General features: G+C 36.6%; 11 protein-coding genes. 5 read left to right on the top strand and 6 right to left on the bottom strand.

Annotated elements, in window-relative coordinates; genetic code table 11:
• Nucleotides 1-104: 104 nt before the first annotated feature.
• Nucleotides 105-1,142: a class II fructose-bisphosphatase gene (gene glpX, locus CY0110_RS02025; protein WP_008273462.1), complete on the top strand. Its 1,038-nt coding sequence runs from the start codon at nucleotides 105-107 to the stop codon at nucleotides 1,140-1,142.
• Between the two features lie 399 nt (nucleotides 1,143-1,541).
• Nucleotides 1,542-2,840: a glutamyl-tRNA reductase gene (locus tag CY0110_RS02020; protein WP_035798200.1), complete on the top strand. Its 1,299-nt coding sequence runs from the start codon at nucleotides 1,542-1,544 to the stop codon at nucleotides 2,838-2,840.
• A 179-nt stretch (nucleotides 2,841-3,019) separates the two neighbouring features.
• Here the strand turns inward: CY0110_RS02020 and CY0110_RS02015 are convergent, their stop codons facing one another.
• From CY0110_RS02015 to lptC, 5 genes are all read right to left on the bottom strand, one after another.
• On the bottom strand, nucleotides 3,020-3,943 hold the full coding sequence (locus tag CY0110_RS02015) for a nucleoside hydrolase (protein WP_035798198.1): 924 nt from the start codon (nucleotides 3,941-3,943) through the stop codon (nucleotides 3,020-3,022).
• Nucleotides 3,944-4,025: 82 nt separating this feature from the next.
• Nucleotides 4,026-4,223, bottom strand: a complete 198-nt coding sequence (locus CY0110_RS02010) for a DUF2949 domain-containing protein (RefSeq protein WP_035798196.1) — start codon at nucleotides 4,221-4,223, stop codon at nucleotides 4,026-4,028.
• Between the two features lie 430 nt (nucleotides 4,224-4,653).
• Nucleotides 4,654-5,166, bottom strand: coding sequence for a DUF192 domain-containing protein (locus CY0110_RS02005; protein ID WP_035798194.1), 513 nt, complete (start codon nucleotides 5,164-5,166; stop codon nucleotides 4,654-4,656).
• A gap of 59 nt (nucleotides 5,167-5,225) precedes the next feature.
• A complete protein-coding gene (gene nblR / locus CY0110_RS02000) occupies nucleotides 5,226-5,906 on the bottom strand; it encodes a response regulator transcription factor NblR (protein WP_035798192.1) in 681 nt (226 codons plus the stop codon).
• Nucleotide 5,907: 1 nt separating this feature from the next.
• Nucleotides 5,908-7,077 carry an LPS export ABC transporter periplasmic protein LptC gene (gene lptC / locus CY0110_RS01995; protein WP_008273426.1) on the bottom strand — a complete coding sequence of 390 codons (1,170 nt, stop codon included), beginning with the start codon at nucleotides 7,075-7,077 and terminating at the stop codon, nucleotides 5,908-5,910.
• Nucleotides 7,078-7,195: 118 nt separating this feature from the next.
• Here lptC and CY0110_RS01990 point away from each other — a divergent pair, with 118 nt between their 5' ends.
• The 3 genes from CY0110_RS01990 to CY0110_RS01980 are packed head-to-tail and all read left to right on the top strand — an operon-like array spanning nucleotide 7,196 to nucleotide 15,341.
• Entirely contained in the window at nucleotides 7,196-8,698 is a 1,503-nt protein-coding gene (locus CY0110_RS01990; RefSeq protein WP_035798191.1) for a restriction endonuclease-related protein, read from the top strand.
• Nucleotides 8,688-12,110, top strand: a complete 3,423-nt coding sequence (locus tag CY0110_RS01985) for a pPIWI_RE_Z domain-containing protein (RefSeq protein WP_008273421.1) — start codon at nucleotides 8,688-8,690, stop codon at nucleotides 12,108-12,110. The genes CY0110_RS01990 and CY0110_RS01985 overlap by 11 nt, the downstream gene beginning before the upstream one ends.
• 6 nt (nucleotides 12,111-12,116) lie before the next feature.
• Entirely contained in the window at nucleotides 12,117-15,341 is a 3,225-nt protein-coding gene (locus CY0110_RS01980) for an RNaseH domain-containing protein (RefSeq protein ID WP_008273420.1), read from the top strand.
• 79 nt (nucleotides 15,342-15,420) lie between these two features.
• Here the strand turns inward: CY0110_RS01980 and CY0110_RS01975 are convergent, their stop codons facing one another.
• Entirely contained in the window at nucleotides 15,421-16,848 is a 1,428-nt protein-coding gene (locus CY0110_RS01975) for an FAD-dependent oxidoreductase (RefSeq protein WP_035798190.1), read from the bottom strand.
• Nucleotides 16,849-16,860 lie beyond the last annotated feature (12 nt).

Below are 16,860 nucleotides of genomic sequence, written 5' to 3'. Positions count from 1 at the left end.
AAAAACTTCAATGAGATCCCCGAACTCTGATAGACTTTTGACTAAGGTTTAAATTTAAGACCGCCTCTGAGAACAATAAGATAAGCAGATAGGGAGGACATACCTTGGAAAGCACACTAGGTTTAGAAATTATCGAAGTCGTTGAACAAGCGGCGATCGCTTCGGCAAAATGGATGGGTAAAGGCGAAAAAAATACTGCTGACCAAGTCGCAGTAGAAGCGATGCGCGAAAGAATGAATCAAATTCATATGCGTGGTCGCATCGTCATTGGGGAAGGGGAACGAGATGACGCTCCTATGCTCTATATTGGCGAAGAAGTAGGCATTTGCACCCGTGAAGATGCTAAAGCCTATTGTAACCCTGAAGAATTGATTGAAATTGACATTGCCGTTGACCCCTGTGAAGGAACGAACCTGGTTGCTTACGGACAAAATGGTTCTATGGCTGTATTAGCTATCTCTGAAAAAGGTGGTTTATTTGCTGCGCCTGATTTCTATATGAAAAAATTAGCAGCACCTCCTGCGGCTAAAGGTAAAGTTGATATCAACAAATCAGCCACTGAAAACCTAAAAATTTTAGGAGAATGTCTAGAACGTGACGTTGCAGAATTAGTGGTTGTGGTGATGGACCGCCCTCGTCACAAAGAATTAATTCAAGAAATTCGTGACGCAGGGGCTAGAGTCCGTCTCATTAGTGATGGAGATGTGTCTGCTGCCATTTCTTGTGGATTTGCAGGAACAAACATTCATGCCTTAATGGGTATCGGGGCTGCTCCTGAAGGGGTAATTTCTGCTGCTGCAATGCGTTGTTTAGGAGGTCATTTCCAAGGACAACTAATTTACGATCCTGAAGTCGTTAAAACTGGTTTAATTGGAGAAAGCCGTGAGGGTAACTTAGCTCGTCTTAAAGAAATGGGCATTGATGATCCTGATAAGGTTTATACCGATATGGAATTAGCTAGTGGAGAAACCGTACTGTTTGCTGCTTGTGGAATTACCCCAGGAACCTTAATGGAGGGAGTCCGCTTTTTCCACGGTGGTGCCAGAACTCAAAGTTTGGTGATTTCTAGTCAGTCTAAAACAGCCCGTTTCGTCGATACTATCCATATTCAAGAGCAACCTAAGTACATCGAACTCAAATAAGACGTTCGTAAAATGGGGACAAGTTGATTGTCTCCTCTGAAAACTCCATTAATCAAAAAGTGTAGTTGACTGAAGAGATGGGGAAAAACAATCTCCCTATCTCCTCACCCTAGGAACATAAAATAATCGTAATTTTCCCATTATCTTCACTGACAAATTCTGCTTAAGTGGTAACATAATAAAGATTGTCACAAAGACTTAGGGGTCTTATGAACTCAAGATACTCATATAACCTCATGTCACTATCTCAAAATAAACTCACTTCTTTAAAGTTTTATAAAGATTCTTGTCAAAGTATTTGTGATTGGGACAACTTGGGTCTAAATTGCAAAAATTAGAAACAGTAGCACTTATTTTCATTTTCGATTAACGCAAGCTTAAAACCTTGTAGGAGAACTTATGAACATTGCAGTGGTGGGCCTAAGTCACAAAACCGCCCCAGTTGAAGTCCGCGAAAAGTTAAGTATTCAAGAGGCTAAAATTGAAGAAGCCTTGACTCATCTAAAGGGTTATCCCCATATTGAAGAAGTAGCTGTCATTAGTACCTGTAACCGTCTAGAAATTTATGCAGTCTTGACAGACACAGAAAAGGGAGTGGTAGAGATTACTCAATTTCTATCAGAAATTGGTCATATTCCCTTAAGCTATCTCCGTCGCTATTTATTTACCTTGCTTCATCAAGATGCGGTACGTCACCTGTTAAGAGTTGCTGCCGGGTTAGAGAGTTTAGTCTTAGGGGAAGGGCAAATTTTAGCCCAAGTAAAAACTACCCATAAATTATCCCAAAAATACAAAGGAATTGGCCGATTACTCGATCGCCTTTTTAAACAAGCGATCACAGCAGGAAAACGGGTACGCAGTGAAACCAATATCGGTACCGGTGCTGTGTCCATTAGTTCGGCTGCTGTAGAATTAGCCATTACCAAAGTCGATGATTTAGCTACCCGCAAGATTAGTATCATCGGTGCTGGTAAAATGGCTTGCTTATTGGTTAAACATCTTGTGGCCAAAGGAGCTACTTCGATTACCATTGTTAATCGTTCTCAGCGTCGTGCTGAAGAATTGGCTAAGAAATTTCCTCAAGCTGAGTTAACTCTAGTTTCTCTCGATACCATGATGGAAGTGGTAGGTAATTCGCACCTTGTTTTTACTAGCACAGGAGCCACTGAGCCAATCTTACATCAAGACAATCTCAAAGAAGTGGTATCGGTCGAACAAGGATTAATGTTATTTGATATTTCGGTTCCCCGAAATGTAGCTACCAACGTCCAAGATATGGAGATCGTCGAAACCTATAACGTAGATGATTTAAAGGCTGTGGTTGCTCAAAACCATGCCAGTCGCCGTCAAATGGCTTTAGAAGCTGAGGGATTACTAGAGGAGGAAGTTGAAGCCTTTGAACTGTGGTGGCGTTCCTTAGAGACTGTTCCTACCATTAGTTGTTTAAGAACGAAAGTTGAAAGCATTCGTGAACAAGAGTTAGAGAAAGCTTTATCCCGTTTGGGAACAGAATTTGCTGAAAAACATCAAGAGGTCATTGAAGCTTTAACCAGAGGAATTGTTAATAAGATATTACATGAACCAATGGTGCAATTACGGGCTCAGCAAGATATAGAAGCAAGACAGCGATGTTTACAATCATTGCAAATGTTGTTTGATCTCGAACTCGAAATTGAAATCGAAAAACAATTTAGCTAAAAATTGGGATTTTTAATAGTATTAATTTTAAATATCCCATACTTATCAATAGCCTCCCGTTAAAGTAAAATTTAACGGGAGTTTTTTGCTTCGGAAGAGGTAATGGTCAAAATTAAATTTTTGTATCAGTAACCAGTTAAATTTATCTTATCGGTCATGGTCGCCTCGAATCAATATTATCAAAACTTAGACCATTGCTTTAATAGATAGTTATGAAACTCATTTTGATTAACTGTATCCATCGCATAAATTTTCCTTCCCTTTTCCACGACTCTAATTCTTCCTTGAGAACTTCCCGTTGTAATTACTTCTGTTTCCCATTCTTGGAGGGAAAATAAGTCTGAACGATCTAAGTAGGAAGTTGCTAAAACATCCCAACAATAATAGTCTTGGGGAATGGCTAAAGCATAACAAAGTCCAGCTAAATCTGATAGTTGATGATGTCTTTGTTTAGCTAATTTTCTGATAAACTCAGCAGTTACTGGTACTGTATTGGTAATATCTAATGAACAGACAATCAAGGAAATATTACTTTGCCAAACCTTTTCAACAGCGATCGCATCCCAATAAGCATTCCATTCTGCACTTCCATCATGTTCAGGGGCAAATTCTTTTTCTACATTCCCTGCAACCTTTAATGCTCCTCCCATCCAGACAATTTCTTTAATCTTCTGTTCAATAGTAGGATCAATATCTAAAGCAGTGGCAACAGTGGTCAAAGGTCCTGTCACCATCAGTGTCACAGGTTGACAAGCATTGTGCAAAGTTTCTACTATGAACCGTTGTCCTGTTTGGGAAACTAAAGGGGTTTTGATATTATCTTTTTGATTGAGAATAGGAAAATTATCCATAATCAAAGAATCACGACGATACAAAGCAGGGAAAGGGTTAATCCCTCTTACGGTACTTTCAGCTACCTGGACATGATAATATCCCATTAAATCCAGTAGTTTTCGAGTAACATTGAGGGCAGCATTAATATAACAATCAGCAGGGGTAACAATAATGCCCAAAACCTCAATATCAGGCATTGTCATTAATAATAAAGTCGCTAAAATATCATCGATCGCTCCGTCGTGATCTAACAAGACTAATTTAGACATATTTGAGTTTAATTAGTTTAATTAATTGATTAGAAAAGCAAGTTAGATTTATCAATTAGTTTAGAAATCGTTGTTAACTAAATTACACGGAAGTATTTTCTAACCAATCATAAATTTGATCCAACTGGTTTAAATTAATTAGACCATATTGCCAGAGAAGCATCGGTAAAGGACCTTGGGTTTGTTCCATAGAACGTTGGGCTACGGCAATAGAATCATGGGATAATGAAAGTTCTTCGTGTAGAAAACGCAAAAATTGTTTATAGGTGGTGCGTGACATTGTTATTCTCCCTTGAGAATTCATCATAAATTATGGTCTTCGTTTCGAGACTTCAATCAGGATCTTTTCTTTTTGTGGCAATTAGTATGATCCCTGACTCGGTCTACATGAAACTATTCGATAGAAGGCTAACGATATAATCTCTAGATTGCTAGGATTTTGCTCAATATTTATTTTGTGTTTCCTTCTCAAACCTTTAATTCATTAAAACAGCAGCTTTTTAAGCGAAATAATCAAGCTGCTTTTTGCTTTTTCCCTTCACACCACTAATCACGTTACTGATTTGCCTCAGTACAGCAGCTATAAGAATTGAATCTTTTGCTGTAGAAGTGATTGCTTCTCTTTATATTATGTGTAGATCGTATTATAAATAATTTAGAAAATCTATAGATATTTGCGAAAGCTTAAATTTATAAAACTTATCATTTTTTTAAGGATGAGAAGAGGTATTTTCTATAAACTCAATGTCCAATTGATCTCCTGGTTCAATGCCTAATTCTATCGCTCGTCCTCCTGGTAGTTCAATAACTTGGTTAACTAAGTTTTCTGGCCCATAAGTAGGGCAGGGATCAACGCTACAAGGCGGAACGTTAGGTAAAACAGCTTTAACCTTCCCATTGGCTAAGAAAACCATATCTAAAGAAATATTAACGTTTTTCATCCAAAATCTAACAGATCGTAGTTGTTCAAATACAAAAATCATCCCACGATTTTCATCTAAAGATTTACGATACATTAAGCCGATTTGTTGCTGTTCAGGGGTTTTTGCGACTTCTAATTTTATTAAAGTTTCGTTGATTTTTACCATAGCCTCGATAGGAAGCTTTTGACCCTGTTCTTCCATGTTTTGATTAATATCTTTACTATATTTGGCTTCTGTAGAAACAGAACATCCGACTAAAAAAACAGTTATTATAATAATCGAACTAATTTGCTTTAACATGACTTGTTATCTGTTTTTATGGTTAAAATAAGCTAATTTAACTACTTTCTTTTGGACTGTTATCCTTCTCGCAAAACATAACCGACCCCTCGAACCGTATGAATTAAGCGTTTATGGTCTTCATTTTCTATTTTGATACGTAAATAACGAATATAAACCTCAATCACATTAGATTCTCCTTGAAAGCCTTCTCCCCAAACATTTTCTAAAATCTTTTCTCGACTTAGAACTTTTTGGGGATGGGACATGAGATATTTTAGTAACTCAAATTCCTTCATAGTTAAGGGGATGGGGTTATTTTTGACAAACAGTTGTCGAGTTGTCAAGTCTAAAACGATATCACTATATTGTAATTGTTCTTTAACAACTTGAGGAGGGGCTAAATAAAAGCGAACTAATTGTAATAAAGCGGGACTATAATCTGTTTTCAAGAGATAATCATCTGCCCCTGCTTCTAAACAAGCCACCCTTTCTTCAACGGTTTCTGTATTAATCATCATAATTAAAATCAGGGACTTTTGCAGTGTTCGCAACTTAGTACAGAGGGTAAGTCCTGTATTATCGTCAGTATGACAATTAATCACCACCATTGCTGGTTGATGGATTTTGACATTTTCTATGGTTTGACGGCTATCTTTAATAATAATGGGTGTATAACCTGCTTCTCGTAACTCAGGACCGATAAGCTGATTAAAACTATCATCAAGTTGTACTAAAAGAATACAAGGATTTAAAGTCATTTTACTCAGGAAAAATTTCTGTTACCACCCGTTCTTGCTGATTGCTGTTCGTGACAACAATATTATTATCAACTAAAGTCCCGACAGCTTTTTCTCCAGTCAAATTCAATTTAGGATTTTGATTTTGTTCGTAAATAACATTGCCATAAGCTTCAATGGTTTGGGCTAGGATATTCCAGGTTAAATTATTGGAATATAACTTACTGTCATTGGTTTGACTTATTCCTTTAACACCTCCTGTAAGATAGGCCATATTTTCTGCTAAGTTGACATGGGCTTGATTACCGGTCACTGTAACATTTTGTTCATATTGAATCAATTGAACTGGTTTATTTGCATAAACTTGACGAGTTTGATAATGCCAAATAATTTCATTGGTGGCTACTTGTAGGGGAGGTTTAAGGGATTTATATTCAATATTTTCCTGAACGATAACGTGTTTTTTATCTAGTAAAACCCTTGCTCGGTTGGCAACGAGGCGATCAATAATAGTCTTGTCTTGGAATTTAATCATGGTTAAGAGGCGATCGCCGATGATGGTTTGTTTAGGAACTTCCCAGATTAAATGCTCTGTTTTTAACTGTAACTGTTTTTCTTCGGCAGTAGCTTCAATTTTTCCGGTTAATTCTAATTTTTGTTCACGGGTATTATATTTGCCTTCTTCGGCAGAGACTTCAAGTTGAGGATGAGAACCCCGTACATTTTTGCGAACGGTTAAAAGTGAGGCATCAGGTTGCCATTCCACTTCTTGACTGCGAAGAACGGCCTTATTACGGGGGTCAACCGCTACCACATTATCCCTTAAGAAAATCTCAGCACCGTCTCGGTTAATGACTCCATAATCAGACTTAACCCGTAATACAACTTCACCATCTTGTAAAATATTGCCTTTAACTGCTGTGAGATTAGCTTTTTTACGATCTGGACTATATTTTGCCTCATCGACTTGAATTTTCCAGAGAAGTTCTCCTTCAGCATTAGATTGTTCTAGGGTTGCATTTTGTAGTTTTAAATTGGTTTCGTCCCTGGTTTCCCCTGGCGTTTCTAGATTTTCGGATGCTTGTTTTCCTGATTTACAGGCAACTAAGCTAAATAGTAGCACTAAAATCACTACTCTAAGCCAGTTGAGGGATAAATAATGTTTTTGCTTTAATTGATGGTGTTGGTTCATTATGTTGTAATAATAGTCGGCTACTGCTGATTTTAACGGGAATAAATAATTGTAACGCTTCTCTACTTAGTTCTACTTTTTTACATGATATACTGTTTACATTGATCGATGTAAAAAAATGAATTTTGACGATTTTCGAGACTGGAACGGTACAGCAGAAAACCTTTTACAAGAATTACAGCATCAAATCAACAGACTAAACTTATCTGTTGACTCGCCTACTGTCAGGACTATTAGGGCTTGGCGTTCTAAAAAACTTTTGTCTCAACCTAAAGGTCAAAAATTCGGCTTTCGTCAGATATTAGAGGGATTAGCTACTTTACTTTTATTGAAAAAAGGCTGGACTTTAGTATCAATAGCGCAAGTCTTATCCTCTTGGAATGATCAAGAACTCGAACAGCAAATTTTACTTGGGGTAGATGAAACAGAATCAATCCATAGTCAAGAATCATTTACGCTTTTTGAACCTAGAAAACAAAGCAACTTAGCTTTAGCAAAAGATACCATTATTCTTCTTGCTCAAGGAATTTTACGGCAATACGATGCCGTTCTTACTGGTACGAAAATAGTCAGACAGGATGATAAATTACCATCAGAACTACATTCAGCAATGTGCAAACTAGGCCGTCTTTATCTCGAAGAGGGAAAATGCGATCGCGCTGCTTGCGTTCACGATCTATTATCACGTTCTCGTTACAGCCTCAATCTAGACGATCCTTGGAATTTAGATATTTTTGGCGATTCGGAGTTTCCTTTTGGAAATGTTAAATTAATTGATACTAATTTGCGAGTACCAACTCCAGATTGCGCGGAGATTGCTGAAATATCTGGTGGCTATGGTGAAGATAACGTTATTGAAAATCGCTTACACACCATAATTAGAACAGCCACAGAACGTCTGGGAAAAAGAAAACAGCACCAAGCTTATACAGCGTTACGCCAACTACTAGGAAGGCGATCGCTAATTCCAGAAAAAGAATTAGTAAATTATTTAGAAGAAAACAATCTAACTCCTCTACAGGAGACGGTATTAGAGTTTTACGATCCAGTTCCAGAAATTTGGTTGATTGACGATTTTGCCAATCGTTGCGCTCATTGTGGAACTTTAATGCGACCTCACCCCAAACGGTCTATTCATCCAGATGGCTATTGTCCAATCCATCAGTGTAATAGCAAGTATGCACCAAAAGTAGGTGAGAGGTTAGATCCAAAACAGGAACGGTTATTAGTAGCAAAACCCCAAATCTTAGCTTATTGGACTGCTCCTGCAATCGATGAGTTGGCAATTTTCGACCAAGCGCAGTCGGTAGGCTTAGATACAGAATTATATCCAGAATCAGATCGATGTGATGTATCGATTAATGATCTGGCAGTCGGTATAGATGCCAAGTCTTATCGGAGTCCTGTATTACTAGCCTCCAAGCTCAATCGTAGTATTGGCGGACTGATTTTTTATCGCCAAAGAATTGTAGCAATTACAGATGAACTGATTGATGATTGTCCAGGCTATTTACCTACTTTACATTCTCTACTGGATAAAAAAAGTGATACCGCCAGTTTACAAATAATGCCTGTGTCTTCAGTAATTAAGAATATACAGGAGGGAAAGTATGCGAGCTAAACCAAAACCCGATTTTTGGAGGGGAAACGATCGCATTTGCTGGCTATGTGTCCTGATGGAAGAATTTATTGGAGTCCAGTCGTTAGAATATGTTCCCGTCATCGTATCAGGAATGGAGAGTGTTTTTAATGCACCCGTTTTAGAAGGCGCACGACAGGCAATATTTAATATTCGTTCCTTGTCCTTGAATTATGTCACTAGAAATTCTGTTAAATATGCCATCGCACTTTATAACGATCTTCACTATCAACAAGGTACTCAAGGAGTATACGAAATAGATAGTCAAACTTTAGAGTTTAAGAGAACTGACTTTTTAGAAGATCCCAAAATTACCCAGGCAAAAGAGATTTTGTCTGCACCAATGGCTTACAAGTTTCATGGTAAAACAACAGCCAATCCCCAGCAACAAATGGTGATCGCACTAGGAGATAGAGTCACATCTACTCGTTTGCCAATTTCCCCGATTACCGCACCCCTAGCTAGTCGCAAAACTCATAATATTAACAGACAGCCACAAGGTAATATTTCGATTCCTCTTTCTGAATTACATCAGATAGCAGAAGAGATGGATAGAAGCGATCGAGAACATCCCGAACGAAGACCTGGCAATTGGACTAAACGTTTAGAACACTTCGATCTATTAGTACCCGAACCAGATCGAGGTTTGAAAACTGAAATAAGAATTGAATTATCAAATATAAAACATTTAATTGGTCTGCCTGGGGCGGGAAAAACCACACTATTGATGGTTAGTGCGGTTTGGTTGGGAAAGAAAGGATACAAAGTGATGCTAGTTTTTCCTTCCATTGAAGTTGCTAGACGATATATGGCGGATTTGAAGTTTTATGGCGTAAAAGTTGGGATGCTGGTGGGTCAAAGTTCCGTTACCCTAAAGACTCATGCTGAGCGTATTGCCGAAACCATTGCTGCTTCTGGAGGACAAGGAGGCTTTGCCTATACTCTTGAAGGGGCGGATTCTTTTGCTTGTAATTGTCTTCTTCCTGCTTTTTCTACTGTAGAAACTTCTCAATGGGAATACGGTAAGGCTCCTTGTAGTAGTATTCTGCAAAGTTCATCTCAGGGAAAAATGAAAACACATCTTTGTCCTGTATGGACCATGTGCGGGCGCAATAAAGCCCCACGAGACTTAATTAATGCTGATATCTGGGTTGGGCATATCAGATCGATGGATACCACAGTACCTTATCAGGCAATTGATGAAGAGATTCGCTATTTTGAATTGATGGCTAGAACTTTCGACCTGGTTATTTTCGATGAAGCAGATATGGTTCAGTCTAGTTTGGATTCTTACGGAGTAGCGGAATTAAATCTTTCTGGTGCAGAGGAGTCTATTCATCGAACTATTTTAGAACAGGTTCATAATCCCTTAGCAAGAACAGAAAATTATCGATTGGCAGACCGTAACATAGACCTTTACAGTCGCAATATGGCTGAGTTTGGCAACCATAATACTTCCTTAGTCAGCTTATTACACAATATTCATCCTCGGCTCAAAAAACGATTTCAGGGTCAGTTACTAACGGTATCGCGGATTATTACGGAAATATTAGAAGGTTTTGACCAGAATAAATTTTATTCCCTCAGAGATACCTCAGCAGATGTCGAAATAACTAAAGGATTTAAAAAAAGTCATGCTTTAACTGATTTTTGGTCAACTGCTGCTTACACGGCATTTTACGATCGCACTGGCACGGAGACAGTGAAAAAAAGCTATGAAAAAGACTTATGCTCTCGCACTTTAAGCATAGACCAGAAAAAGCTAGATGCTAACTGGCATAAGCTACTCAAACTGTTAAGGCGATATTTAGCCGAAAATTTAATCAAAAAAAGAGATGAAATTGTTGATGATATAACCATCTTATTTCTCGATATTTGTTTTCCTAATCGAGAACCACCCCATCTCACCCGTGAGGTCATTCCCTTATTAGTAGCTATTACCTTCGTTATTTTGGGCTATCAACGCACTGTACCTGAAACTAAGACGATGATTGCAGAGGGGTTAATCAAAGACCCAATTTTAAATCCTCCTCTGTCACATCAGTTACGCTGTTTAACTCCTGAAAATCTGATTGGAAGGCTTTCTGGAGTTAAATACAAAGAACAAAATGCTCATACTAATCGTAATAACTCTAGTAATATTTCTCTGTCTTATATTATTTTTGTTGGTGCGCCTCGAATGTTAATGCACCGTTTTGACCGTTTACTAGCAGCCGATGGAAGAAAAGATGCGCCAGCAGTTTTGATGACTTCTGCTACTTCTTATGTAGAAGCTAGTCCTGCTTATCACATTGATATTTATCCTAACTATTTACTCAAACCTAAAGTAAACCAGCACTCAGCAGAATCGAGTAAATACTATTTTCAATATTTTCTAGATAAAGAACGACGAAATGAACCATTACGCTATAGCGGTGCTGGCGAACTAAGAGACACTAACTTACGCAAAATGATTGATGAATTAGTTAAAAATGGTGAGAAGTCAGAAGTCAGAAAAGCCATTAGAAACTTTGATGTCAGAAATGGTATTCATCGTAAAGCTGCTTTTGTCGTTAACGGTTATCAACAAGTCAGAGATATCAAAAAATATCTCGATCGCAATTATCCTGATCTCGGTAAACGTACAAAAGCTGTGGTACGTCATCTAGAAGAAGGAGAAAAACCCTCTGATTATGTTACTACTTCTCAATGCGAAGCTTTGGGGGATGATGAAGCTTGCGATTTGATTATTTTTCCCATGTTGGCTATTGGTCGTGGAGTCAATATTGTCTTTACCAAAGGTGTGCGAGAAAGAGATGCTGCTATTGGTTCGATTTATTTTCTAACTCGTCCTCACCCTACCACTGATGACACCCAGCTATTGTACAGTTTGGCAGGACGTGCGACTCAAGCATTCGATGGCCATACATTTTCTTCGGAAGACCAGTTAGCAGATATCAATCTAGCTTGGGAGAGGAGGAGAAAGGATATTTACCGCGATACAAGACGATTGTTACAAGAGCCATTAATGGCTAGCAGATTGGGCGCAGAGCTATTTAAACCCTTCACTGCTAATCAAATGGTAGCAATCTTACAAACAATTGGACGAGGTATGAGGAATGGCTGTCCAGTGTCAGTTTACTTCATTGATGCAGCCTGGGCCCCTCAATCAGCTAGAGGACAACCAGATTCTCCCCGCGACAGTATGCTTGTTCAAATACGCGTCATTCTAGAAGAGTGCTTAAAACACCCCGACTCTGTAATTCGTCAGATTTATCAAGAACTGTACGGCACTTTTCTCGAACCTTTGAGGAAGATAGACAAGGTAATTTGTCCTCCAGATTTATTTCAGTCAGAAGATTCAGTTTATGAAGATGATGACTACGAAGATTTTGATCCTTTACTAGATATGTAATTAACTATGACTAAATCTACAGACAAACATCAAGAATTAGAACCAATCAAAATGTACGAATTAAATCCATTTGCCAGAGAAGATTTCAGTAAAAAGGTAGGAAGATTTACTCTTATTCTATTGACCCAAAATCACTTAAACAAATTTGCTTTTTTAATGTTGAGGAAACTAGAAGTATTACTACCTCAAAAATATATTCAATTGGGAGATGCTAAAACAACTGCCACGATTCCTTTAGTTTTTACTGTTCCTAATGATTTATCTCCTGTCACAGTTGACGGTTGGACAATTTCTTGGACAAGCGAAGCATTAGCTAATTTTTCCAAAATACTCGAAGACATAAAGCAAATAAAAAATCTTCCCTATGCTTCTTTGAGAGGTTTGTTAGAAGTTAGATTATCTAATGTCACTCGAATCGAATCTGATATGGGTTTGAGTAAGTCGGCAATAAACAGTAATAAATATAGAAATCCTTTTGCATATTTAGAGGGTGGAGATAAAGAGCAAATACTTAAAAAACTAAAACCAGTTCTCAATGATTGGCTAGAGAATTATTTCGCTTCTTATATCAAAAAAGAAGGAGTAGATGAAAATATTATAGAACAATTGAGAGAACTACAAGAAGATAATCTACTTTTATCTATTGAGCCATTCCAATCTCAAATATTTCCTTGGTTACAATATAAAGGAAGTGGCACAACCAAACCAAAAGATAAATACTCTTATCCCGCATTAGCTGATTATCTAGCTAGATTAATTGCAGAACACGATATTTTTACAGAATTAGGGGGCATTAAGCGAATTATTACCAGCAAATCTGGAAATAGCGTTCAATTAGTAACCAATCCCATTAAACTTGAAAATAAAGGTTTATTTAGCTTATTTGTAGACTTAGAAATTGTCACTTTTCCTTCCCTACCTCAACCATTAATAACAGTAGATATCGGCAAAAAGCGTTGGTTAAGTAGTCTCAAAGAAAATAGTTTCGATTTTAATGCTATTAATGGTTACATTTTCTCTAAAAATCATAGCGATCGCATTTTTAATTTTAAACTCAATCGTCGCCAAAACAAAGAAACTAATCAATATTCATGGCAACCAGATAGTTCTTTTGCAGCTTTACAACGTGAGTTAAACTTGCCTTTGAATATCTCTAATGGTCAGCAAATTGTTCAAAATTCAGCTTCGACAAAAGATTGCCAAGTTCTTTTGACTTATCGTAATGGCATTCAAGAAAAAAATCATGATATCAAAGCAGGTGTTCCTGAAAAAGACAAACTAGAAGCTTTTGAAGCCATAACTCAAATTTTGGCGACAGTAGGAATTAAGCCTTTCAAAGATTATTCTAAGGTCAAATTTCGCAAAGGAATGGCTCACTCAAACAACATTGCTGGTTCTAGAAATATTAATACTCCTACTTCAGTCAATACTATTTTCGAGTCTCTAGAAAGTAAGGATGTTTCTGACTCTGAAAAAAAATCTCCCGATGAAATGAGCCATCAAGAAATTAATAACTTACTCAAGGAGTATTTTGACTTTGAGTTGAGCGAGAAAGGGATTAAAAGTTTGAAACTTAATAGTAATAAAAAAAATCAAACGAAAGAATTAAAACAATTATTATCAGCTAACAAAATAGCAATTCAGCAACTATATCCTGATGAAACACCTTTCCTAAAAATTTTCCACGATAGTAAACATTATAAGACTGTTGGACTATTAAAAGCAGTAATCGAAATGCTTTGGGGAGATAAGTTAGAAATCCAATTACAAAAACTCCCAGACAATACTCATGGTCCAAAAGTAGTATTACCTGGAAATAAGTTAAAAAGCAAAGCAAGAGCGCGGAAAAGAGTAGAAGCTTGGACTTCAGTAGCCAAACAAATGGCCGAAATTAAACGTCCGAAATTTTGTCTGGTAATGGCAGATGAATTTTATCCCGATTCTAATGATAAAAATAAGCAATTGCATGACGATAACGTAAATAAACCCTCAACTCGTAAAGCATTAGCTTCAATAGGCCGTAGTTGCGTACAATTTATTCTACCCCCACAAATTTGGAAGATATCGGGAGATACAAAAATAGAGGACTTTATCATTCGCGCTCAAGCCTCTACCAAAGAGTTACTTTGGGCGCATTCTGGACGTATTGATAATATACAAGAGAAAGTTGACAAATGGTTTGATGATATTGAACCAAAGAATAGACCAAAGGAAATTATAGCTATTACTATCGTCCGCAGAAATGCCGGCAGAAAACGTGGAAGGTTGGAAAGAACATTTCTTCCTATAGCAATTAGGACAAATGTTAAAACTGGACTCAGTGAAATGTGCTGTTGTTACGAAGATTCCAAAACAGATTGGAAACCATTCACTGAAGCACTATTTGACATAGCTAATATTTCTCCCATATCTCTTGGAAACAAAAAAAATATTCGTATTAATCGCTTTCAAGAGTTCGTCGAGCAGATTATTTCTGATTCGGTTGATGAGGGTAATAACCCCGTTGTAATGATTGACTCTTCAAATTGTGTACAGCTTTGGGATTGGTTGAGCGATCGCAAACTTAATACTAAAGATATTGATATTAATGGGCATAAATATATGCAAGATAATTGGCAAGGAGCGCGTATTGTTCGTATTAGACAAGATTTAGCACCAGGAATTATTGAGGATAAAGTCAAATATTTAGCTGAAACATATCTAGAAGATGCTCGAACTAAAAAAGAATTAGGAGCAGACGAAGACAGAAAAATAGGAATTTCAGCCCCATCAAGCCCTACAGGATTGTACAAACTCAATTTACATAATAAAACTGGCTGTATTGTTTATCTTTCTATTGGTAAGAAAACACTTCATCAAAATAAAAGAGGTGCTAGTTGCTATCGAAAAGTCGAACAGGATAAATATCTTGAAACTAAATTATTAAGTACAAAAAGCAAAAATCAATATCAAAAAGTTGCAAATAAAGCTGGATTGAAAATAAAAATACTTGAAAAACAAGAACCATACACAGATCAATGGCCAACACCAAATCCTTTAGAAATTGTTGTTGCATTACGCCAACAAGACGATAAACCAGATTATCTTGCTGGTTTTGTTGAATCCCTTCGCTATGGATATGGTCATTTTAATGAATGGACAAAATTATCTGCTCCACTGTTCTTCGAGCGCGTAGTAAGAGACTATATCAGTGAGTTCAATCTAGAAGAAGAGGAAGACAAAGCAGATTAATAGGATCAAGTACCAACTGTACAGAAACTTACGCTAAAAGATAAATTGACATTTATAAGTAATCATTTCAATTAATCTTCTATTGACTCCATTTTCTGCGCCAAAATAGTAGAGTTTCTAAACAATTATTCAATAATTTTTTTTCTCTATTTTTTTTCTCTTGCCATTGCCTAGAAATTTTAAATAATATTTCACTGATAGTTCCGTAAGGGGGAAACAATTTTGCAATTTCCTGAATTTTAATTTTGTTTTTAATAGCATAAGCAACTATATTAATAATTTCATCACTATTATTCCCAATAATATGACAGCCCAAAATTAGTCCATTACGACGAGTAATTAATTTACAAAATCCAGTTGTTTCATCTAATACTGTTGCTTTCACTAGGGTTTTATAGTTTTGTTTTATAATTATAATATCATTTTTATATTGTTGTTGGGCTTGGGTTTCTGTTAGCCCAACTCTTGAAAAAATAGGATTAGTCAACATCCGAATAGGATGATAATCATAATTAACTTTAAAAATGGGATAGAAAATAGTATTTTTGATAGCAATACTCGCTTCATATTGAGCTATATTAGATAAACTATATTGTCCCATTGCACGACCACAGGCATAAATATTAGGGTTAGTAGTTTGTAATTTATTATTAGTTTTTATTTTATTATTTTCTATCTCTACTTTAACTCCTTCTAAATTTAATCTATTTGTGTTTAAAATTCTTTGATTAACGACAATAATTTCATTGGTTTCTATTGCTTTATTTCCTGCTTGAATCCATTTTTTACCTTCTATTTTTCTTACTTGAGTAATGGAAGAATTAATTAATAATTTTATGTTTTCTGCTTCTAAGATAGCTTGAATCAGTTGAATAATATCTTTATCTTCTTGGAGTAAAATATTAGAATTTTCAATAATTAGAGTGATTTTTTTGCCTAAACGATTTAATAATTGTGCTAGTTCGATTCCTAGGTAAGTTTGACAGAGAATAACGATATTTTGAGGTAATTGATCTATATCTAATGTTTCAGGAATAACATAGCCAACCTCTGCTAAGCCTGGAATTTGGGGAGTAATAGCAAGAGAACTGATTGCTAATAAATAACGACGCGATCGCAAGGTTCTAGTTTTCAGAACAAAACCCAACTTAGGAAGACGACAAAATTCCCCTGATTCTTCAATAATATCGACTCCTAATTTAGCTAATTTCTCTCGATTAGTTAATTCTTTGATATCTTGTTTGACTTTATTTTTCCACTGTTTCAAATCATCATAATTTAATTGAGAAACTGAATGCAAGTTGAGATGACACTGGGTAAAATTCTGCCAATGGTCATGAAGATAAGTAAAATAACTAAGAATTAGACTATCCGTTTCTAGAGAATGATCATGAGGGGTTTCTCCCAATACTAAAGCAACTCTGGCTTGAAATTTTATAGCTTGTGACGCAGCCAAGAAAGCTTCTGGGGTATTACCAATAATAACGAGATCGTAATCTAAACTCATTGCTGGATAGGG

Origin of the sequence: Crocosphaera chwakensis CCY0110 (genome assembly GCF_000169335.1) — a bacterium.
In the GTDB taxonomy this organism is placed as follows: domain Bacteria; phylum Cyanobacteriota; class Cyanobacteriia; order Cyanobacteriales; family Microcystaceae; genus Crocosphaera; species Crocosphaera chwakensis.
This window is presented reverse-complemented; position numbering and strand designations above follow the sequence as displayed.